This window comes from Hydrogenophaga sp. BPS33 (assembly GCF_009859475.1).
In the GTDB taxonomy this organism is placed as follows: Bacteria; Pseudomonadota; Gammaproteobacteria; order Burkholderiales; family Burkholderiaceae_C; genus Hydrogenophaga.
In genome coordinates this window covers 5,244,635-5,265,497 of record NZ_CP044549.1, presented here as the reverse complement: position 1 = coordinate 5,265,497, position 20,863 = coordinate 5,244,635, and the positions used below count along the sequence as shown (strand labels likewise).

Annotated in this window: 20 protein-coding genes; 12 read left to right on the top strand and 8 right to left on the bottom strand. The window is 68.1% G+C overall.

The genetic code is table 11. From position 1 onward, the window contains the following. Positions 1-24: 24 nt before the first annotated feature. Genes ampD through F9K07_RS24245 form a run of 5 tightly spaced genes read right to left on the bottom strand, consistent with a single transcriptional unit; the run spans position 25 to position 5,027 of the window. The gene (gene ampD, locus F9K07_RS24265; protein ID WP_159595850.1) at positions 25-645 is read right to left on the bottom strand and encodes a 1,6-anhydro-N-acetylmuramyl-L-alanine amidase AmpD; all 621 of its coding nucleotides are present in this window, start codon (positions 643-645) and stop codon (positions 25-27) included. Then, the gene (locus tag F9K07_RS24260) at positions 629-2,164 is read right to left on the bottom strand and encodes a sigma-54-dependent transcriptional regulator (protein WP_159595849.1); all 1,536 of its coding nucleotides are present in this window, start codon (positions 2,162-2,164) and stop codon (positions 629-631) included. Before F9K07_RS24260 ends, ampD begins: the two co-directional genes overlap by 17 nt. Before the next feature lie 12 nt (positions 2,165-2,176). Then, positions 2,177-3,979 carry a sensor histidine kinase gene (locus F9K07_RS24255; RefSeq protein WP_159595848.1) on the bottom strand — a complete coding sequence of 601 codons (1,803 nt, stop codon included), beginning with the start codon at positions 3,977-3,979 and terminating at the stop codon, positions 2,177-2,179. 1 nt (position 3,980) lies between these two features. Continuing rightward, positions 3,981-4,217 carry a PP0621 family protein gene (locus F9K07_RS24250; protein ID WP_159595847.1) on the bottom strand — a complete coding sequence of 79 codons (237 nt, stop codon included), beginning with the start codon at positions 4,215-4,217 and terminating at the stop codon, positions 3,981-3,983. Between the two features lie 6 nt (positions 4,218-4,223). Beyond that, a complete protein-coding gene (locus F9K07_RS24245; RefSeq protein WP_159595846.1) occupies positions 4,224-5,027 on the bottom strand; it encodes a cytochrome C assembly family protein in 804 nt (267 codons plus the stop codon). A gap of 192 nt (positions 5,028-5,219) precedes the next feature. Here F9K07_RS24245 and ffh point away from each other — a divergent pair, with 192 nt between their 5' ends. Next, positions 5,220-6,596: a signal recognition particle protein gene (ffh, locus tag F9K07_RS24240; RefSeq protein WP_159595845.1), complete on the top strand. Its 1,377-nt coding sequence runs from the start codon at positions 5,220-5,222 to the stop codon at positions 6,594-6,596. A gap of 4 nt (positions 6,597-6,600) precedes the next feature. Continuing rightward, positions 6,601-7,239, top strand: coding sequence for a pyridoxamine 5'-phosphate oxidase family protein (locus F9K07_RS24235; protein ID WP_159595844.1), 639 nt, complete (start codon positions 6,601-6,603; stop codon positions 7,237-7,239). Positions 7,240-7,246: 7 nt separating this feature from the next. On the opposite strand, the gene F9K07_RS24230 is transcribed toward F9K07_RS24235, so the two are convergent. Further along, complete coding sequence (locus F9K07_RS24230; RefSeq protein WP_236581481.1) at positions 7,247-8,143, bottom strand: amidohydrolase family protein; 897 nt, start codon at positions 8,141-8,143, stop codon at positions 7,247-7,249. Then, complete coding sequence (locus F9K07_RS24225) at positions 8,143-9,129, bottom strand: Bug family tripartite tricarboxylate transporter substrate binding protein (protein ID WP_236581480.1); 987 nt, start codon at positions 9,127-9,129, stop codon at positions 8,143-8,145. The genes F9K07_RS24230 and F9K07_RS24225 overlap by 1 nt, the downstream gene beginning before the upstream one ends. A gap of 111 nt (positions 9,130-9,240) precedes the next feature. On the opposite strand from F9K07_RS24225, the gene F9K07_RS24220 reads away from it, so the two are divergent. The 3 genes from F9K07_RS24220 to F9K07_RS24210 all read left to right on the top strand — a co-directional run bounded on the left by F9K07_RS24220 (position 9,241) and on the right by F9K07_RS24210 (position 12,073). Beyond that, positions 9,241-10,146 (top strand): LysR family transcriptional regulator, encoded by a 906-nt coding sequence (locus tag F9K07_RS24220; protein ID WP_159595843.1) that lies wholly within the window; start codon positions 9,241-9,243, stop codon positions 10,144-10,146. 108 nt (positions 10,147-10,254) lie between these two features. After that, complete coding sequence (locus tag F9K07_RS24215) at positions 10,255-11,244, top strand: Bug family tripartite tricarboxylate transporter substrate binding protein (RefSeq protein ID WP_159595842.1); 990 nt, start codon at positions 10,255-10,257, stop codon at positions 11,242-11,244. Positions 11,245-11,272: 28 nt separating this feature from the next. Further along, the gene (locus F9K07_RS24210; RefSeq protein ID WP_236581479.1) at positions 11,273-12,073 is read left to right on the top strand and encodes an amidohydrolase family protein; all 801 of its coding nucleotides are present in this window, start codon (positions 11,273-11,275) and stop codon (positions 12,071-12,073) included. 15 nt (positions 12,074-12,088) lie between these two features. Here F9K07_RS24210 and F9K07_RS24205 read toward each other — a convergent pair whose 3' ends face one another. After that, positions 12,089-12,850, bottom strand: coding sequence for an IclR family transcriptional regulator (locus tag F9K07_RS24205; RefSeq protein WP_159595841.1), 762 nt, complete (start codon positions 12,848-12,850; stop codon positions 12,089-12,091). A gap of 90 nt (positions 12,851-12,940) precedes the next feature. Here F9K07_RS24205 and F9K07_RS24200 point away from each other — a divergent pair, with 90 nt between their 5' ends. The 7 genes from F9K07_RS24200 (at position 12,941) to F9K07_RS24170 (ending at position 20,762) form a co-directional block, all read left to right on the top strand. Continuing rightward, entirely contained in the window at positions 12,941-13,762 is an 822-nt protein-coding gene (locus F9K07_RS24200) for an SDR family oxidoreductase (protein WP_159595840.1), read from the top strand. Beyond that, complete coding sequence (locus F9K07_RS24195; RefSeq protein WP_159595839.1) at positions 13,759-15,072, top strand: flavin-containing monooxygenase; 1,314 nt, start codon at positions 13,759-13,761, stop codon at positions 15,070-15,072. The genes F9K07_RS24200 and F9K07_RS24195 overlap by 4 nt, the downstream gene beginning before the upstream one ends. 12 nt (positions 15,073-15,084) lie before the next feature. Further along, positions 15,085-16,020, top strand: coding sequence for a bile acid:sodium symporter family protein (locus F9K07_RS24190; RefSeq protein WP_159595838.1), 936 nt, complete (start codon positions 15,085-15,087; stop codon positions 16,018-16,020). Next, positions 16,017-17,033 carry an SDR family oxidoreductase gene (locus tag F9K07_RS24185; RefSeq protein WP_159595837.1) on the top strand — a complete coding sequence of 339 codons (1,017 nt, stop codon included), beginning with the start codon at positions 16,017-16,019 and terminating at the stop codon, positions 17,031-17,033. The genes F9K07_RS24190 and F9K07_RS24185 overlap by 4 nt, the downstream gene beginning before the upstream one ends. After that, complete coding sequence (locus F9K07_RS24180; RefSeq protein WP_159595836.1) at positions 17,030-17,938, top strand: EamA family transporter; 909 nt, start codon at positions 17,030-17,032, stop codon at positions 17,936-17,938. Before F9K07_RS24185 ends, F9K07_RS24180 begins: the two co-directional genes overlap by 4 nt. Before the next feature lie 443 nt (positions 17,939-18,381). Further along, a complete protein-coding gene (locus F9K07_RS24175; protein WP_159595835.1) occupies positions 18,382-19,005 on the top strand; it encodes a response regulator transcription factor in 624 nt (207 codons plus the stop codon). Between the two features lie 11 nt (positions 19,006-19,016). Then, the gene (locus F9K07_RS24170; protein WP_159595834.1) at positions 19,017-20,762 is read left to right on the top strand and encodes an ATP-binding response regulator; all 1,746 of its coding nucleotides are present in this window, start codon (positions 19,017-19,019) and stop codon (positions 20,760-20,762) included. Positions 20,763-20,863: the final 101 nt, after the last annotated feature.

Here is a 20,863-nt window from a genome sequence, read left to right as displayed (position 1 = left end):
CCCGGTGCGACAGGCTGGACGGACTCAATCGCGCGGCGCGTTGCGGCGAAGTGTCTCCTGAGGGAAACAGTTGTCGCGCCAACCGAGTTCGTCTTGCAGCCGCCCCCAGTCGAAACCGGCGCCCGGGTCCTGTTTGCGGCCCGGTGCGATGTGCTCGTGGCCTGCGATATGCGCGATCGGGTAGCGCTGCGCGAGTTGCAGGCACAGCTGGGCGAGGGTGGCGTACTGAGCGTCTTCGAAGCGCTCGCCTTCGAGGCCTTCGAGCTCGATGCCGATCGAATCGTCGTTGCAGTTGCCGCGACCGCGCCACTGCGATGCGCCCGCGTGCCAGGCCCGGTCATCGGTGTCGACGAATTGCAGCAAGCTGCCGTTGCGCCGCACGAAAAAGTGCGACGACACTTCCATGCCCCGGATCTGCTCGAAGTAGGGGTGGGCGTTCCAGTCGAGCTGGTTGGTGAAGAGTTGCTCCACCTGCGGGCCGCCGTACACGCCGGGCGGCAGGCTGATGGAGTGGACCACGATGAGGTCGATGTGCGCACCCTCGGGTCGCGGACCGAAGTTGGGCGAAGGGCATGGGCGCGCGCTCTGCAGCCAGCCGGCGGTCCAGGTGGCCGGCGCGTCCGAAGGCTCAAGGGGTTTCGTCATCGTCCGAAGAGGGCATGACGATACCCAGGCGCTGGATGCGGTAGCGCATCTGGCGCAGGTTCAGGCCGAGGCGGGCGGCCGCTGCGGTGCGGTTGAAATCGCTTTCGCGCAGGGCCTTGAGCAGCACCTGCCGTTCCTGTTCGTCGAGATAGGCCTGCAGGTCGGCGGGGATGTCGGCGGGGGGCGGCGAGACGGGCGGGCGCGGCGCGGGATCGGCCGGCGCCAGCGGCGTGGGCTGCGTCGGGATCTCGATGGCGGCGTGATCGGTGTCGCCGAAGTCGTCGGGTTCAAGGGTTTCGCCGCTGCTCAACGCGAGCGCGCGCTGCAAAAGGTTTTCGAGCTCGCGCACATTGCCCGGCAGGTCGCGCGCGAGCAGCCAGGCCAAGGCGTGTGGCGACAGGTCGGGCACGCTCTGCCCGGATTCGGCGCACAGCCGGGCCAGCAGCGCGCTCACCAGGCTGGGCAGGTCTTCGCGCCGTTCGCGCAGCGACGGCGTGCGCAGACCGATCACGTTGAGCCGGTAGAACAGGTCTTGGCGGAACTGGCCCGATTGCACCAGGGCATTGAGGTCGCGGTGGGTCGCGCTCACCAGGCGCACGTCGACGGCTTCTTCCTGCACGCCGCCGAGCGCGCGTACCCGGCGTTCCTGGATCACACGCAGCAGCTTGGCCTGCATGGCCAGGGGCAGGTCGCCGATTTCGTCGAGGAACAAGGTGCCGCCGCGCGCGGCCTGGAAATAGCCTTCGCGGTCGGTGGTGGCACCGGTGTAGGCGCCCTTGCGCGCGCCGAAGAACTCGGCTTCGATGAGGTTCTCCGGAATGGCGCCGCAGTTGACCGCGACGAAGGGGCCTGCGCTGCGGTGGCTGCAATCGTGCACCGCGCGCGCCACGAGCTCCTTGCCGGTGCCGGACTCGCCCAGGATCAGCACCGGCGCCATGCTGGAAGCGACCTTTCCGATGCGGGCCTTGATCTGCACGATGCTGGGCGCGTTGCCTACGATGCGCCGCAGCGACTGCGCGCCGCTCATGGGCGCGGTGGACCTGCGCGCCGCCTCGGTCGAGCCGTTGGCGGCGCTGTGGCCATTCGGCGTGCCGCCGTTGCCATGGGTTCCACCGGTGCCGCTGGCCTGCGCTGGCACGCGCTGGCTTTGCAAGGCGGCTGCCACCGCGCTGCGCAGTTGTTTGAGGTCGACCGGCTTGGTGAGGTAGTCGAAGGCGCCGGCCTTGAGCGATTCGACCGCGTTCTCGGCCGAGCCGTAGGCGGTGATCACGATGCACTTTTCGTTGCGCTGGGTGTCCGCCAGTTCGCGCAGCAGCTCCAGGCCCAGGCCATCGGGCAGGCGCATGTCCGAGATCAGGACGTCAAAGCGCTGCTGGCTGAGCCACTCGCGCGCCTGGGCCAGGTCGGGTGCGGCGACCACCGCATGGCCTTCGCGCAGCAGGGTCAGCTCGTACAGCGTGCGCAGGTCGGGTTCGTCGTCGACGACGAGGATGGAGGCGGCTTGGGGCGGGTTGGCCATTGGCGCGGTCGGTCAGCGAGAGGCCAGGGACGCGCCACCGGAGAGCAGGTGGTCGGGGTGTGCGCCCGGCGGCACCATGGAGTCGCCCGGGTAGGGCAGGCTCTCCTGTGTGGGTTCGCCGTGGGGATCGGGCGCCGAGCGCGTGGCCGCGATCAGGGCGTAGAACTCGTTGCCTTCGCGCTGGTCCAGGCGCGTGCGGCGGTAGGCCATCTGCGCGCCATACCGTTCGCACAGCTCGCGGCAGATGTAGAGGCCCAGGCCGCTGGAGCGGCTCTCGGAGGAGAAGAAGGGCTCGAACAGGTGGCGCATCACGCTGGCTTCGAGCACGTCGCCATCGCTCCACACGGAAAGGCGGACGTGTTCGTTGCCGCTGGGCTGGGTGATGATGCGGATCGAACCGGGTTTGCCGCTGGCGTGGCGCAGCGCGTTGTCCAGCAGGTTGATCAGGAGGCGGCGCAGATGTTCGGGGTCGAAGCCGATGTGGGCGTCGGGTGCGTGCACGTGAATGCCCAGGATGCGCTCGGCCTGTTTCTGGCGCGCCCATTCGCGGGTGATCTGTCGCACCACGGGGTCGATCGGCAGCGCGGCCAAAGCCCCCGGGCTCTGGTTGGGCTGTGCGCGCGCGACATTGAGAATATCGTCCACGATGCGCGAGAGCCGTTGCGCGTTCTGGTCGATCATGCGCGTCAGGCGCTTCTGGGCGGGCGCCTGGACTTCTTCGTCGAGCAAGGCGTTGGCCTGTGAAATGGCCGAGAGCGGGTTGCGGATTTCGTGCGCCACGGCGGCGGACATGCGGCCCATCGAGGCCAGCTTCTCGGTGCGCACACGCGCCTCGACCTCGCGCAGGTCTTCGAGGAACAGCACGCACAGCCCGGCGCGCCGACCGTCCTGCGCCGTCAGCCGGGTGCGCGCGTGCAGGCGCTGAACGGGGCGGTCTTCGTTGTCGATGGTGGTTTCCATCTCGAGCGCTTCGGCGCGGGCAAAGGTCTCCTGCACCAGATGGGACAGGTGATGCCAACTGGCGCGCGCCGAGAGCAGCAGCTTGGTGGCCTGGGGCGGCGCGTGGCCAAGCAGCATGGTCTTGGCAGCCGGGTTGGCGTTGCGCACCACGCCATGGGGATCGACCACCAGCACGCCGATGGTGAGGTTGTCGATCACCAGTTCGTTCACCTGGGCCTGCGTGCGCGCCGCGGCCCGGCTGGTGGCGGCCAGCACCTCTTCTCGCGCGAGGCGGATGGCCAGTTGATGGGCGAGCACGGCCACGATGAAGAAGCCGGTACCGGTCAGGCTGGCTTGCAGGAAACGCGCGGTGGAGCCGTCGCCGAACAGCGGGCCGTTCAGCGCGGCTTCGCCCAGCAGGTACAGCGTGACACTGGCGGCCGTGCCCAGCGCGATCGTGAGCGGCCCGAGGATGGCGGCCAGCAGGACGGGCAGCGCGAACAACGCGGTGTGGTTGATGCTCCCGGTCTGAAACGACTGCAGCACGGCGAACACGACCACGTCGACGCCGATGGTGAGCAGCCATTGCAGGTGCAGGGTCTGGCCCTGTTCGACCGGGCGCCACAGGAACAGCACCAGCAGCGTAAGACAGAGGTGGAGCGCGCAGAGCAGCACCAGCCACTGCACGCCGCCCGTGCCGGTGGTCGCCACGAACACCTGCATGGCCAGCAGCACCACGGCGATGAGCACCCGCGCCTGCATGAAGGCGCGCCACAACCGCACGAAGGCGCGCGTGCGCTGCTCGCGCTCCTGGTAGCTGCCCTCGGACCCGGCGTACCAGGAGGCGGCGAACTGGGAGTGGATGTCGCTGGGCATCTCAGCCTTCGATCAGGCGCCGGTGCTCGGCGCTGCAATAGACACCCTGTTGGCCTTGCACCGCCTCGTTCTCCGGCAGGTGGGTGCCGCATTGGCGGCAGGCCACCATGACGGTGGGCACGCGGCTTTTCGTCGGCGGGGCTTTGCGTGCCGCGTTGGAGCGCTGGTCTTCCAGGCGGTTGTTGCGCCATATATAGAAGGCCACGACGACCACGGCAAGGACGAGCAGGTATTTCATGGTGTTTCAGGCGCGCTGCAGCAGGACTTCGAGGACGAAGCGCGAACCGGCATAGCCCAGCAGCAGGAAGCCGGCGGCCAGATAGAGTGTGCGCACGGCGATGCGGCCGCGCCAGCCCAGTCGCCAGCGCCCCCAGAGCAGCACGCCCATGGTGAGCCAGGACAGGACCGAGAAGGTGGTCTTGTGGTCCCAGACCCAGCGGTGGTTGAGCGACTCGGAAAAATACCAGCCCGCCAGCAGCGTGGCGCTGAGCAGCGCGAAACCGGCGGCCACGAAGCGGAAGGTGAGCCGCTCCAGCGTGAGCAGGGGCATGGAGGCTTCATTGGCATTGCCCAGGCGAATGGCCTTTTCCGCGCGCTGCATCAACCAGGCATGGACGACGGCGGCGGCGATCAGCCCATAGGACGCGATGCCCAGGGCCCAGTGCAGTGGCATGAGTGCGGAATGCAGGGCGGGGTACGGTGTGCCGGGAAACGCCAGCGCCAGCAGCACGACCCACATGCCCAGGATGGCGAGCGTCCAACGCGCGCGCATCTGCGGATACAGGCGGCTTTCGATCAGGTAGACGGTGAGCACCAGCCAGCCCGTGACGGACAGCGCGGGGGCGAAGCCGAAGCGCGCGGGCTGCTCGAACAGGCCCAGCACCAGCACCGCCAGATGCAGCAGCCAGGCCAGGCCCAGCAGGCCACGGCTTTGCGGTGCCGACATGCGTGCGTGCGCCACGGCCAGCAGCGCATAGACCAGCGCCGCGCCAGCGGACAGCGCGGCAGCGGGCAGGTGGGGGGAGGCGAGAGCGGGCAGCAGGCTCATCAACAGGGTCGGTTCACACCGGTTTTCCAAGGGCGAGCGGGCCCTTGGCGCGCGCCAAGCGTGGAAAGGAAGGGCGCAGCTAAAATCATCCGCACAGTTTAACGGCCTTGTCCGGCGCAATGCCGCTCCAGCGGCCCCTCCCGCCCGTCCGATGCGGCCCCTTCGCCGCCTTCTCCCCCTACCGAGCGCAACATGGCTTCAGCCCTTTCAGATCGACTCTCACGCATCGTCAAGGAAATGCGCGGCCAGGCCCGCATCACCGAGAGCAACGTCACCGACATGCTGCGCGAGGTGCGCATGGCCCTGCTCGAGGCCGACGTGGCGCTACCGGTGGTGCGCGACTTCGTGGCGCGCGTGAAAGAAAAGGCCCTGGGCCAGGAGGTGGTGGGCTCGCTCACGCCGGGGCAGGCCCTGGTGGGCATCGTCAACCGCGAGCTGGCCGCCACCATGGGCGATGGCGTGGCCGACATCAACCTCGCCGCGCAGCCACCAGCGGTGATCCTCATGGCCGGCCTGCAGGGCGCGGGCAAGACGACGACCACCGCCAAGCTGGCCAAGCACCTGATCGAGAAGCGCAAGAAGAAGGTGCTCACGGTGTCCGGGGACGTGTACCGCCCCGCGGCCATCGAACAGCTCAAGACCGTGACCGCACAGGCCGGTGCCGAGTGGTTCCCGAGCACACCGGAGCAGAAGCCGGTGGACATCGCGCGTGCCGCGATCGACCATGCGCGCCGCCACCACTTCGATGTGCTGCTGGTCGACACCGCCGGCCGTCTGGCCATCGATGAAGCCCTGATGCGCGAGATCCAGGAACTGCACGCCGTGCTCCATCCGGTGGAGACGCTGTTCGTGGTGGACGCGATGCAAGGCCAGGACGCGATCAACACCGCCAAGGCCTTCAAGGAAGCGCTGCCGCTCACCGGCATCGTCCTCACCAAGCTGGACGGCGATTCGCGTGGCGGCGCGGCGCTCTCGGTGCGCCAGGTCACCGGCGCGCCGATCAAGTTCGCCGGCGTCTCCGAAAAGATCGATGGCCTGGAGGTGTTCGACGCCGAGCGCCACGCGCAGCGCGTGCTTGGCATGGGCGACATCCTCGCGCTGGTCGAGCAGGTCACGGCTGGTGTGGACATGGCGGCGGCGCAGAAGCTCGCGGCCAAGGTCAAGAGCGGCGGCGGCTTCGACCTCAACGATTTCCTCGAGCAGATCCGCCAGATGAAGCAGATGGGCGGCCTCTCCAGCCTGATGGACAAGCTGCCCGCCGCGATGGCCGCCAAGGCCGGTGAGGTCGACATGGGCCGCGCCGAGAAGGACGTGCGGCGCAAGGAAGGCATCATCTGCAGCATGACGCTCAAGGAGCGCAGCAAGCCCGAGATCATCAAGGCCACGCGCAAGCGCCGCATCGCCGCCGGCGCGGGCGTGCACGTGCAGGAAGTCAACCGCCTGCTCAAGGAGTTCGAGCAGATGCAGGGCATGATGAAGAAGATGCAGGGCGGCGGCATGATGAAGATGATGAAGCGCATGGGTGCCATGAAGGGCATGCCCAAGCTGCCGCCAGGCATGGGACGCTGACTGGATGAGCGCTGCCGACACCCACCACACCATCACCGATCTTGCGTCGCTGCAGTCGCTCTTCGGTGCGGTGGTTGAAGCGTCGGTGCGCAAGGAGGTGGACCACCTGCATCCGGTCTACCAGCGCTGGATTGAAGCCTCGCCGTTCGCGGTGCTCGCCACGGTTGGCCCCGAGGGGCTCGATGCCTCGCCGCGCGGCGATCCGCCCGGGCTCGTGACCATCCAAGATGAGCGCACCCTGCTGCTGCCCGAGCGCGCGGGCAACAACCGCATCGACAGCCTGAAGAACATCCTGGGCGATCCGCGCGTGGCGCTGCTGTTCCTGGTGCCCGGCGTGGGCGAGACCTTGCGCGTGAACGGCCGCGCGCGCATTTCGGTCGAGCCCGCTTTGCTGCAGCGGCTGGCCATGGACGGCAAGCCACCGCGTTGCGTGCTCGTGATCCACGTGGAGACCGTGTTCTTCCAATGCGCGCGGGCCATGAAGCGGTCCAAGCTCTGGGAGGCGCAGGCGCAGGCGCAGGCGCAGGCGCAGGCCAGGGTGCCGACCGCCGGCGAGATGCTCGCCACGCTGACGAACGACGGCATCGACGGCAAGGCCTACGACCTGGCCCTGCCCGAGCGCCAGCGAAACACGCTGTATTGACGTCGGATCAGGATCCAAACGGTCCGTACAGCGCGCGCGGGTTGTCCACCAGAACGCGCTGGCGCACCGCTGCGTCGGGCACCCATTCGGTCAGCAGATCGAACAGATCGCCGTCGTTGGGCATGGCGCGCCCGTTCATATTGACGTGGGGCCAATCGGTGCCCCAGACCAGGCGCTCGGGCGCGGCACGCACCAGGGCCCGCGCCAGTGGCGTGACGTCGGCATAGGGCATGTCGTCCGGCGTGCAGCGCATCGGGCCCGAGAGCTTCACCCAGAACTTCCCGGTGTCCAGCAGCCGCAGCAAGCATTGGAACGCCGGTTGGTCCACGCCGCCCGTCGCGGGGATGGCCGCGAAATGGTCCAGCACCACCGCGTCGTTGGGCAAGGCCTGCAAGGCATCGGCAAAGTCCACCAGGTCGTCCGCGGCGGGATAGAACTGAACATGCCATCCCAGCTCGGCCACCATGGCCGCGATGCGGGGGGACAGACGGGGCAACGCGCCACGGTGGCCGGGGCTCACGAAGCGCGCGCCGCGCACGCCCAGCGCATCCAGGCGTTGCAGTTCGGCGGGCGTCACGTCTTCGGGCAACAGCGCCACACCCTTGAAGCGGCCGGGGTGCAGCGCGAGCATCGCGGCCAGGTGGTTCGGGTTCATGCCGTAGCCGGCGCCGCTGACCACCACCGCGCCCGCCAGTCCCAGCGTGTCCTGCAGGTGCATGTGCATCTCGGGCAGGGCGTCTTCGGAGACGTACTTGCTGTCCGGGTGGAACGGGTACTGTGCCGCCGGGCCGAACAGATGGATGTGGCAATCGATTGCGCCCGGTGGGCAGGCCGTGGCGGGTTTGCGTGGTGCCCGGTCCGGTGGTTGGGTCAACGGCGGCGGCGTCGTCATGCGTTCGGGCATCAATCGGCTTTGATGTTGGACTTGCGCACCACCTCGGCCCACTGCGTCAGTTCGGTGTGGATCAGCTTGCCGAAGGTCGGCGGGTCGCTGGCGACGAGGTCCACGCCATCGGCCTTCAGCTGCTGCTGGAACGCGGGAACCCTCGCGAAAGCGGTGATGGCCTTGTGCAGCGACGCGATCACCGCCGGGTCGGTGCCGGCCGGCGCGAGGATGCCCATCCACAGAATGCCCTGGTAGCCCGGCACGCCGGACTCGGCCACGGTCGGGACGTCGGGCATCAGCGGTGAGCGCTTCAGGCTGGCGATCGCCAGCGGTTTGATGCGCCCGCCCTTGATGTGTTGCGACGACGTGGCGATGGTGTCCATCTTCACCGCCACCACGCCGCTCAGCAAGTCGTTGAGCGCGGGTGCAGCGCCGCGGTAGGGCACATGATCGACCTTCAACGCCAGACGCTGCAGCAAGAGTTCCATGGTGACGTGGGGCAGCGTGCCATTCCCGGCCGAGGCGTAATTCAACTTGCCGGGATTCGCCTTGGCGTGGGCCACGAATTCGGCCATGGTGTTGAAGGGCTGTGCCGTGTGCGCCACCAGCAGTTCTGGGATCTCCGCCACGAGCGAGACGGGTGCGAGGTCTTTCTCGGTGTCGAACGGCAGCTTCGGAATCAGTGACGGGTTGATGGTGTGGTTCGGCGTGGTGAACAGCAGCGTGTAGCCGTCGGCCGCCGACTTGGCCACGCGTGTGGTCGCGAGGGTGCCGCCGGCCCCGGGCACGTTCTCCACCACCACCGTTGCGGAGAGCTGCTGGCCGAGTTGCGTGGCCACCAGGCGGGCCACGAAGTCCACGGTGCCGCCAGCAGAGAATGGCACAATGAGCCGCACCGGGCGGTCCGGATAGGCCGCTTGCGCGGGCATGGCAAATGCCCACGTCGCGAGGCTGATCAGCGCCATCAAGGCGTTGCGCGAGGTGCGCAAGGAAGAGGGGAACATAGGGTCTCCAACACAGGGGGCATCGTCAGGGAGCGCAGTACACCATCGGCGCGCACCACCCACAAATGATTTGTTTGCATCCCCTGATGTACGCCATTCATTGGTCTTTCCATGCAGATTGATTTCCTCGGCATCCAGGCCTTTCTGGCCATCATCGAAACCGGCAGCTTTCATCTGGCGGCCGCGCAGCTCAACCTGTCGCAGACGGCCGTCAGCCACCGCCTGCGCAAACTGGAGGAAACCCTCGGTGTGCGCCTCATCGCCCGGACCACGCGCGAGGTCTCGCTGACCGACGCGGGGCGGGCGCTGCTGCCGCGCGCGCGCAGCGCTGTGCAGGAGCTGGGCGTGTCCTGCGAAGCGGTGCGCAAACATGGCCAGCATGCCCACAACTGGCTGGTGCTCGCCTGCCTGCCGACGCTGGCCACGGGTGCGATGGTGGAGGTCTTGCGCATCTGTCAGGCGCGCTGGCCCGACACGCCGGTGCGCGTGTTCGACAGCGCGGTGCATGAAATCCTCGAGCTGGTGGAGTCGCGCATCGCGGCGTTCGGTGTCAGCGTGATGCGCCCCAACATGGCCGGTGGTGACTTCGTCACCGAGCGCATCGGCGAAGAACCGTTCGTGCTGCTCTGTCCCGAAGGACACGCGTTGGCGCAGCAAGCGACCGTGCACTGGAACGACCTGCGCGACGAAGCGCTGATCCGCATCAGCATGACCTCGGGCAACAGCGTGACGATCGACGAATCGCTCGGGCCCTTGCGCGAGCAATTGCGCTGGCGGCTGGAAGCCCAGCACACCGCGATGGCGGTGGAGATGGTGCGTGGCGGGTTGGGCCTGACCGTGGTGCCCTTGCTCGCGTCGAACGTCGGCCCCGGCGTGCGCGCGGTGCCGCTGGCGCAACCGGCGGTCACGCGCACGCTGGCGCTGGTGATGCGGCGCGATGCCGTGCTGAGCGAGCAGGAAATGTTCGTGCGCGACCACATCGTCGCGTCGATCCGCGAGCGCATCCACGCAGTCTGAGCGGAGCGGCCGTGCCAGATGAATCTGGCGCATGGATGCCCAAGAACAATTCATTTGTGGCGGGCGAGGGCGCGTCCTAGACTGCCTCCGATCACAAGGAGACAAGCCATGACGACTTTCCCATTGCCTGCGCGCCGCCGCGAATTCCTGCTCGGTTGTGCCGCCACCGCGTTGACCACCCGTGTCGGCAGCCTGCACGCCCAGCCAGCCTATCCCAGCCAGCCGATCCGCGTCATCGTGCCCTTCGGCCCGGGTGGCCTCGCAGACATCTCGCTGCGGCTGGTCGCGCAGAAGATGAGCGAGCGCATGGGCGGTCACGCCTGGGTGATCGAGAACCGCCCGGGTGCGGGCGGCGTGGTGGCGGCGCAGGCGGCACTCAACGCGCCCCGCGACGGGCACACGTTGATCCTGTTTGCCAACGGCACGGCCATTGGCAAGTCGCTGTTCAAACTCGACTACGACCCCGAGACCGACTTCATGCCGATCTCCACGCTCGCGCTGTTCGACCTGATCCTCGTCACCCGCAAGGACGGCCCGCTGACCGATGTGCGCTCGGTGCTGGACGCCGCGCGCCAGCGCCAGCTGATGCTGGGCAGCATCAACCCCGGCAGCACCCAGAACCTCTCGGCCGAGCTGTTCAAGTCGGTGGCCAAAATCGACGCGACCGTGGTCCCGTACAAGAGCACGCCCGAGGTGCTGACCGGCGTGTTGCGCGGCGATATCGACGTGGCTTTCGAGTCGTACGCCGCGTTGAAAGGCCCGGTCGATGCGGGCCAGGTGCGCGTGATCGCCGGCACCGACGCGGCGCGTGCGCCCTGGTTGCCGAACGTGCCCACGGTCAAGGAGAGCGGCCTGGCCGGCTACGAGGTCACGGGCTGGAATGCTCTCTACGCCACCGCCGGCACGCCCGCCAGCGTGGTGGCCATGCTCAACGCGCATGTGACGGCCGTCATGGCCATGCCCGATGTACGCAAGCGGCTGACCGAGCTCGGGACGCAAGCCAAGTCCAGCACGCCCGGTGAGCTGGCCGACATCTTCCGGCGCGACGCCGCCAAGTGGGGCCAGGTGATCGCCCGCGCCAACATCAAAGTGTCTTGATGCCGAGGGCCCAGCTTTGACTTCCGCCGTGCTTTCCGATGCGCCCTGGGTGGACGCCCATGTGCACGTGTTCCGGCGCAACATGCCGCTGATGCCCGACCCGCGCCACAGTCCCGACTACGAATTCACCGCCGAGCAACTGCAGGACACGTTGCAGGCGCACGGCGTCGGCACCTGTGTGATCGCCGCTGCCAGCCCCTGGGGCGATTGCAACGACTACGTCATCGAGTCGCTGCGCGCCTACCCTGGCTGGCGCGGCACCGTGATTCTGGACCCCGAGAAGACCGACCGCTACCAACTCGAACAGATGGCGCGCGACGGTGTCGTGGGCGTGCGCCTGCCCTTCATCGGCCTGCGGGACATGCCCGACCTCGACACCTGGGCCTACCGGAAATTTCTGTACCGCCTGAGCGAGATGGACTGGCATGTGCACCTCCATCTCGACGGGCCGCGCATCCCCCAGGTGCTGCCCTGGCTCGAACGCTCGGGTGTGAAGATCGTCATCGACCACATCGGCCGGCCCGACCCGGTGCAGGGCATCCACAGCGAAGGCTTCAAGGCCGTGGCGCGCTCGGTGGAAAAAGGGCGTACCTGGGTGAAGCTGTCGGGCGCCTACCGCCTGGGTCCGCAGGCCGCCGACCAGGCACGCGAACTCTGCCGCCAGGTGGGCTACGAGCGCATGGTGTGGGCCAGCGACTGCCCCTTCGTGGGCGCGGAGTCCACCACCTACCAGAGCACCATCGACTGGCTGGTGGATGTGGTGCCCGATGCGGCGGTGCGCGCGCGCATCGGTGGTGCGAACCCACTCGCGCTGTATTTCAAGCAGTAGGACCCGTCCCGTCGCTCAGCCCAGTGTGCGCGCCAGCGCGTGGGCCGCGGCTTGCAGCTTGGGCAACTGCGCGCGCGCCTGCGCCAGCGGCATGCGCGCCGCCGGCGCCTGCAAGGCCAGTGCGCAGCGCACCGTGCGTTGGCCCGGCGCGAACACCGGCACGGCCACGCACACCAGACCGTCGACGAACTCCTCTGCGTCCACCGCATGGCCATCGCGGCGGATGGCTTTGAGCTCGGCTTCGAGCGCGCTGCGCTGCGTGAGTGTGTGCGCCGTGTAACGGGTGAGCGCGAGCCCATCGAGCAAGGACTTGCGCTGGCGCGCGCCCATCCAGGCCAGGAACAGCTTGCCGCTGGCCGAGCAATGCGCCGGCACGCGCGTGCCGGGGCGCAGCTCCAGGCGCAGTGGAAACGCCGATTCCACGCGGTCCAGGTACACCACGTCCGCGCCCGACATCGCGGTGAGGTTGCAGCTCTCGCCGACCTCGGCCACCAACTGGCGCAGCACGGCATGGCGCACGCCTTGCCGGGTGCTGTTGCTCAAGGCGCTTTCGCCCAGGCGCAACAGGCGCGAGGCCATGGTGTAGCGCCGGCCATCGGGCTCGCGTACCAGCCAGCCCCCTTGCTCCAGTTGTGCCAGCATGCGATGCACGGTGGGTTTGGGCCAGCCGCTGGCGGCCACCACCTCGGGCAAGGCCAGTGCTTGCGTGTGTTGCGCGAAAAGCTCCAGCAGCTCCAGCAATCGAAGACCTGGGCTGCCGTCTGTTGGAGTGCTCATATCTCGAAAAATGAGACGAATTTGCAAATTTTTCCGAGACAAATTCTAGGCGCCTCTACATTGCGGACACAAGATCAGGAGACAGATGGTTTGACGACGCCGAATTTTCAGAACGCGGTGGTGACCGGCGCCTGCGGCGGCCTGGGCCAGGCGCTGGCGCGTGCGCTCGTGGCCAGCGGTGCGCGCGTGGCCTTGGTGGGCCTGCAGCGCCCGGCACTGGACGCGCTGGCCGCGCTCGCGCCCGAACGCTGCGCGGTCTACCAACCCGACGTCTCCGACGCCGCCGCGGTGCAGGCCATGGCCGCCGACTGGACGAAGCGCTTCGGCGTGCCCGATCTGGTGATCGCGAATGCGGGCGTGGCCGGCGGCTTCGACACCGCGCAGGCGAGCGACCTGGCGGTGATGCGCCGCATGCTGGAGATCAACCTGCTGGGCGTGGCCACCACCTTCCAACCCTTTCTCGACGCCATGCGCGAGCGCGGCGAGCGGGGCCAACGCGGCGCGCTGGTCGGCGTGGCCAGCGTAGCGGGCTGGCGCGGCATGCCGGGCAATGGAGCCTACTGCGCGAGCAAGGCCGGCCTGATCGCCTATCTGCAGAGCCTGCGCGCGGAGCTGCGCCGCACCGCGCTGACCGTGCACACGGTGAGCCCGGGCTATCTGCGCACCGCGCTCACGGCGGGCAACCGTTTCGCCATGCCGGGGCTGCTCGAACCCGACGAGGCCGCGCGCCGCCTGCTCGCCAGCGTGGCCAAGGGCACCGAACACATCGTGCTGCCCCGGCGCATCGGCTGGCTGTCGCGGGCGCTGAGCCTGTTGCCCGCGCCGCTGCACGACCGCATCCTGCTTGGCCAACCGCGCAAGCCGCGCGCGGGCGAAGCCGGTTCCACGGATATCCCAGGTTTGAAGAGATGACGACAAGCACCGAACAACAAATCGCCCTCATCGGCGCCGGCCCCTCCGGTCTCGCGGGTGCGCGCTGCCTGCAGAAGCACGGTGTGGCCTTTCAGGGCTTTGAGGCCCACTCCGACGTGGGCGGCCTGTGGAACATCCACAACCCGCGCTCCACCGTCTACCAGTCCGCGCACCTGATCTCCAGCAAACGCATGACGGAGTTCAGCGAATTCCCGATGCCCGAGCACGTCGCCGATTACCCGAGCCACCGCGAGTTGCTTCACTACTTCAGCGCGTTCGCCGATCACTTCCAACTGCGCGAACACTTCCGCTTCGGCACGCGCGTCCAGAAGGTCGAACCCGTGAGCGCTGCGCCCGACACGCTGTGGCGCGTGACCGCCGAGGATGCCCAGGGGCACACCACCACGGCCGACTACAAGGGCGTGCTCATCGCCAACGGCACCTTGGCCGAGCCCAACATGCCGCGCTTCGAAGGCCACTTCAGCGGCGAGCTGCTGCACACCTCGGCCTACAAGCGCGCGGAGCTGTTCAAGAACAAGCGCGTGCTCATCGTCGGCGCGGGCAACTCGGGCTGCGACATCGCGGTCGACGCGGTGCACCAGGCGCGCAGCGTGGACATCTCGGTTCGGCGCGGCTACTACTTCGTGCCCAAGTACGTGTTCGGCAAACCGGCCGACTCGATCGGCGGCAAGATCACGCTGCCGCCCTGGCTCAAGCAAAGGATCGACAGCACCATTCTGAAGTGGTTCACCGGCGACCCGGTGCGCTTTGGATTTCCGAAGCCGGCGTACAAGATGTACGAATCGCACCCGGTGGTGAACTCGCTCATCCTGTACCACATCGGCCACGGCGACGTGGGCGTGCGCGCCGACATCGCGCGCTTCGACGGCCCCACCGTGCACTTCAAGGACGGCAGCGCGCGCGACTACGACCTGGTGCTCGCCGCCACCGGCTACAAGCTGCACTACCCCTTCCTCGACCACGCGCTGCTCAACTGGAAGGGCATGGCGCCTTCGCTCTACCTCAACATCTTCGCGCCGCGCTTCGACCGGCTGGCGGTGCTGGGCATGGTCGAGGCCAGCGGCCTGGGGTGGCAAGGCCGGTACGAGCAGGCCGAGCTGGTGGCGCGGTACTTCAAGGGACTGGACGAAGGCAAGGCCAGCGCGGCCGCGCTCAATGCCGCCAAGGCCGGCCCACCGCCAGACCTGTCGGGTGGCTACCAGTACCTGCAACTCGAACGCATGGCCTACTACGTGAACAAGGACGCGTACCGCAAGGCCGTTCGCGCCGCCGCTGCTGCGCAGGCTTAAAGAGGAGAACCGATGCTGCCCGTCGACGAAATCCGGCTCAACTTCAACCCGGCTTCATTGGCCGTGCTCAACGCGGTGCTGGCCTTTCTGATGTTCGGCATCGCGCTGGACACGCGCCTTGAAGACTTCCGCCGCGTCATGCGCATGCCGCTGGCTTTCACGGTCGGCATCGTCGCGCAGTTCATCGCACTGCCCGCCATCACCTATGGGCTCACACTCGTGCTGCAGCCCGGCCCGAGCATCGCGCTGGGCATGATCCTGGTGGCTTGCTGCCCACCGGGCAACGTGAGCAACATCCTCACCCACCGCGCCAACGGCAATGTGGCGCTCAGCGTGTCGATGACGGCCGTGTCCAACGCCATCGCCATCGTCGCCATGCCGCTGAACTTCGCGTTCTGGGGTGGCATGCACCCCACGGCCGCGCCGCTGCTCAAGACGATTGCGCTGGACCCGCTGGAAATGGTCGGCCACATCCTGCTGATCATCGGCATTCCCTTCGTGCTCGGGCTGTGGTGCTCGCACCGCTTTCCGAACTGGACCACACGCTTCAAGAAGCCGCTGCGCATCCTGAGCTTCCTGGCACTCATCGCCTTCATCGTCGGCGCGATCGCGGGCAACTGGCGCTACTTCCTCGACTACGTGGGCCTGGTGTTGCTGGCCGTGGTGATCCACGACGCGCTGGCATTCAGCACGGGCTACGCCATCGCGCGCGCCGCAGGCCTGCCGGACTACGACCGCCGCGCCTTGTCCATCGAGGTCGGCATCCGCAACGCGGGCCTGGGCCTGGTCATCATCTTCAGCTTCTTCGGCGGTCTGGGCGGCATGGCGGTGGTGGCCGGTGTCTGGGGCTTCTGGGACATCATCGCCGGCCTGATCCTGGCGGGCTGGTGGTCGCGCCGGCCCTTGCAGGGCGGCCGCCCCGCCGAGCCGGCACAATCGCGCGCATGAGTTCTGCGATTGAAGAGAAAGCGCCGGCCGCACGGCGCGTGTTGGTCACGGGTGCCGACGGCTTTCTGGGCCGCGGTCTGATCGAAGCCCTGGCGCGGGACGCCACAAGCCCGCTGCACGTGGTGGCCGTGGACGTGCGCGAAGTCCCGCCCGAACGCCGCCTGCCGCGCGTGGTCTATGTGCAGCAGGACGTGCGCGCGACGGCGCTGGCCGACACCGTGGCCATGCATGCCATCGACACCGTGGTGCACCTGGCTTCCATCGTCACGCCCGGCAAGGGTTCCAACCGCGCGTTCGAATACGCGGTGGACGTGGGCGGCACGCGCAACGTCATCCGCGCCTGTCTGGCGCACAGCGTGCAGCACCTGGTGGTCTCCTCCAGCGGCGCGGCGTACGGTTACCACGCCGACAACCCGGCCTGGCTCACGGAAGACCATGCGCTGCGCGGCAACGAGGTGTTCGCCTACGCGCACCACAAGCGGCTGGTGGAAGAGATGCTGGCGCGCGCGAGAGAGAGACACCCCGAGCTGCGGCAGACCGTGCTGCGCATCGGCACCATCCTGGGCGAGCGGGTGGACAACCAGATCACCGCGCTGTTCGAGAAACCGCGCATCCTGAGCATCGCGGGCAGCGACAGCCCGTTCGTGTTCGTGTGGGACGAGGACGTGACCGGCGCCATCCTGCACGCGCTGAGTGGGCAGGGCATGACGGGTTGCTACAACCTCGCGGGCGACGGCGCGCTCACCCTCCACGAGATTGCCGCGCGGCTGAACAAGAAGGAACGCGTGCTGCCGGCCGGTGTGCTGCGTGGCCTGCTGCGCGTGGGCTCGGCACTGGGCATCGGCCGCTATGGCCCGGAGCAACTCGACTTTCTGCGCTACCGCCCGGTGTTGCTCAACACCGCGCTCAAGGCGCGCTTTGGCTACACCCCGCGCAAGACCAGCGCCGAGGCGTTCGATGCGTTCGTGGCCGCACGGGATGCGCAGGGGCGAGCGGTGAGGGCGCGCACATGAACGCGGTGCCCTTGTCGAGCGGCGACTTTCTGCGCGCGCTGGCGGTGGTGGTGATCTGGGGTCTGAACTTCGTGGTCATGAAGGTGGGCTTGCAAGGCCTGAGCCCGATGCTGCTGGGCGCGCTGCGCTTCACCGCGGCCGCGCTGCCGTTCCTGCTGTTCGTGAAGGTGCCGAACCTGCCGTGGCGCTACCTGGTGGCCTATGGCCTGGCGCAGGGACTGGGCCAGTTCGGCTTTCTGTTCCTCGGCCTGCACCTGGGCATGACGGCGGGCATGGCCTCGGTGGTGATGCAGACGCAGGCCTTCTTCACCTTGCTGATGGCCGCGCCGCTGTTGGGCGAGCGGGCACGCGCGGCGCAGTGGGTCGGCCTGGTGGTGGCGCTGTGCGGGCTGCTGTTGATCGCGACGGCGCATGGCGAAGGGCCGGGGCAGATGACGCTCGCCGGTTTCGTGCTGACGCTGGGCGCAGGCTTCATGTGGGCGGTGTCCAACATCGTGGTGCGGCTGGCGAACCGGGTGAGCGACTACGACCCGTTCGGGTTCCTGGTGTGGAGTTGCGTGTTTCCGATCCTGCCGTTCTTCGGCCTGGCGCTGTGGATGGACGGGCCCTCATCGGTGGCGCGGCAACTGAGCGGCATGGGCTGGCCAGCGGTGCTCTCGGTGCTGTTCCTGGCGTTCTTCGCCACGCTGCTGGCCTACAGCCTGTGGACGCGTCTGCTCAAGCGCCATCCGGCCGGACGGGTCACGCCGTTTTCGCTGCTGGTGCCGGTGGTGGGCCTGTGGTCGGCCTGGATGTTCTTCGGCGAATGGCCCCTGCCGCAGCAATGGCTGGGGGCGTTGGCGGTGTTGATGGGCCTGGTGGTGAACCAGTTGGGTGGCTTCTTTGTCCGGCTCCGGCGGGCGTGAGGTTTCTGGCCTCCACCTCGCGCCAGGACGGCGGCGGTACCCGCCTGTCTCCGGCCCCCGTCGCGGGCGCCTGCCCGGGCGCACCACCGCTTTTGCGTCAACACCGTATCGGCGCTCCGCCTCTGTGGCGACCGCGAAATGGGCCTGCGCATGCGGGTACCACCACCATCCTGCGAGGACGTGTTGGTGGCGTGAGTTTGCTTGCCCCTACCTCGCGCCAGGACGGCGGTGGTACCCGCCTGTCTCCGGCCCCCGTCGCGGGCGTCTGCCCGGACGCACCACCGCTTTTGCGTCAATACGGTGTTGCTGCTCGGCCTCTGTGGCGATCGCGAAATGGGCCTGCGCATGCGGGCACCGCCACCATCCTGTGAGGCCGCGCTGGCGCTCCTCGGGTTCTTGGCTACGATTTCTGGATGTCTAAAGGCGTGCTTTCTCGAACCATCTTGAGCATCGACGACCACGAACTGGTGCGCCTGGGTTTGCGCCAGGTGATCGTCCAGCGCTTTGGCGAGCGCTTCGAGGTGGCCGAGGCACGCAGCCTGGAAGAGGCCTTGCAGTTTCTGTCGGCGCGCGCCAACACGGTGTTGCTGCTGTTGCTCGATCTGCACCTGGGCGACACGCGCGGCCTGGCCGGGCTCAAGCTGCTGCGGCAGCGCTACCCGCACTTGCCGATCGTGGTGGTGTCGGGCACGCACGATGGCCGCGTGCGCGAGGAGGCCCTGGCCCTGGGCGCGCAGGGCTACTTCTGCAAGACGGGGGATGCGGGCGGTTTGTCGGGCCTGGTGGACACGATCGAACGCATTTCGACAGGGACCCATGCCGCAGACCAGACCCCCCAAGGCCCGATGGCGCAGAACACCACGGCCCGCAGCCAGACCGTGAAACCGGGCGTGCGTCTGACCAACCGCGAGATCCAGCTCCTGGAACTGGTGCTCAACGGCCTGGACAACCAGGCGATCGCCGCGGAGACCGGGCTCGCGCTGGGTTCGGTGAAGAACGGCGTGTCGTCGATCTTCCTGGCCTTCAACGTCCGCTCGCGCGCGGCGTTGATGCGGCTGTTTGCTTGAGGGCCAGGCCGATGTCGCCGCCCACGCCCGCGCCCCTGGCCGTGCAGCGCGTGCAGCTCGAACTGCTGCTGGAGAAGACGGGCCCGGTGCGCATCCTCTCGCCCATTCCGTTTGCCACACCGCTGGCCTTGCTGTTCTACGCGAATGGCGCATCGTTCCTTCCCCTCGTGTGGCTCGGCCTGTTCTATGCCGTGGTCGCCATCACGTACCTGCGACGCCGCCGGCTGGAGGCCCGTGGCCCCTTGCAGGACGATGAACTGCCCGGTGTGCTGCAAGGCCGTGTGCGCGACATCCTGCTGCTCGGCACGATGTGGGGCACGGCGCCCTGGCTGCTCAGCGCGCACGGCAGCGTTGAAGACTTGCTGCTGATCTCGCTCTTCATCATGGGCGCGATCTCGCTCGGTTCGGCCATCGTGTCGACCCACCGCCAGACCATTGCCGCGTTCAGCGTGCCGGCGGCGCTGGGCATGGTCTCGGCCTGCCTGTGGCACGGCGGTGGCATTGGCTGGGTGCTCGGCGTGTGCATGGCGCTCTTTCTGCTGATGACGCTCAAGTGGACCTTCCAGCAAGCCGACCTGCTCGCCCAGTCGCTCACGGTGCGCTTTGAAAAGGAAGACCTTGCGCGCCGCCTCGCGCAGCAGGTGGAACTGGTGGAGAACGCCGACCGCGAGAAGAGCCGCTTTCTCGCGTCGGCCAGCCACGATCTGCGCCAACCCCTGCACGCCATCTCGTTGTTCACCTCGGTGCTGGAGCACGCGCGGCCCGGTCAGGACGTGGCGCAGACCGTGCAAGGTCTGGGCCACTCGGTGCGCATGCTCAACCAGTCGCTCGACACCATGCTCGACATTTCCCGGCTCGACGCGGGCGCGGTGCAGCCGCGCATCGAACCTTTGCGGGTGCACGAGTTGTTCCTGTCGCTGAGCCACACCTATGCGGGCAGCGCGCAGGACAAGGGACTGCAGATCCGTTTCCGCGCGCCGGGCGATCTCGTGGTGGCGAGCGATGCGCTGCTGCTCGCACGCCTGCTCGGCAACCTGATCGACAACGCCATCAAGTACACGCGCACCGGTGGTGTGCTCGTGGCTGCGCGGTCCTGCGCAACCGCGCGGCGCGGTGGCGCGGTGTGCTTCGAGGTGGTCGACACCGGCATTGGGATCGCGCGCGAACACCAGGCCCGCGTGTTCGACGAGTTCTACCAGTTGGCCAATCCGCAGCGCGACCGCGCGGCCGGTCTGGGCATTGGCCTGTCCATCGTGCAGCGGCTCGCGCGCTTGCTGGACCATCCGATGGCGCTGTGTTCCCGGCCAGGGCGGGGCACGCGTTTTCGGGTGTGGGTGCGAGAGCGTATCCCTCGGGCCACGCCGCCGCTCGACGTTCCGGCCACGGGCTTGCCCGACACCCTGCGCCTGCCGCGCCAGGTGCTCGTGATCGACGACGAACCCACGAGCCGCGAGGCCATGCGCTCGCTGCTGTCCACCTGGGGCTGCACGGTGCATGCCGCTGGCGATCTGGCGCAGGCCCGGCAACTGCTGCGCACGCACCCGGTGGACGCGGTCGTGTCCGACTTCCGCCTGCCCGGCGAGCGCAACGGCCTGGACCACCTGCTCGAACTGCAACAGAGCGCGCCGCACCTGCGCTGCCTGCTGGTCACGGGCGAGACCGCGCCGCAGCGTTTAGCCGAGATCCAGGCCAGCGGCATGGCCTTTCTGCACAAGCCGGTGCAGGCGGACGCCTTGCGCAAAGCGCTGTCGCGCTGACCTTCGACGCCGCTTCTTCGCACGGGCATGTGACCCCGGTCACTGTCGCGCGGCGGTCCCGATGCGGATACTCGCGCTCGCCTTGCGCCATTCCTCTTCAA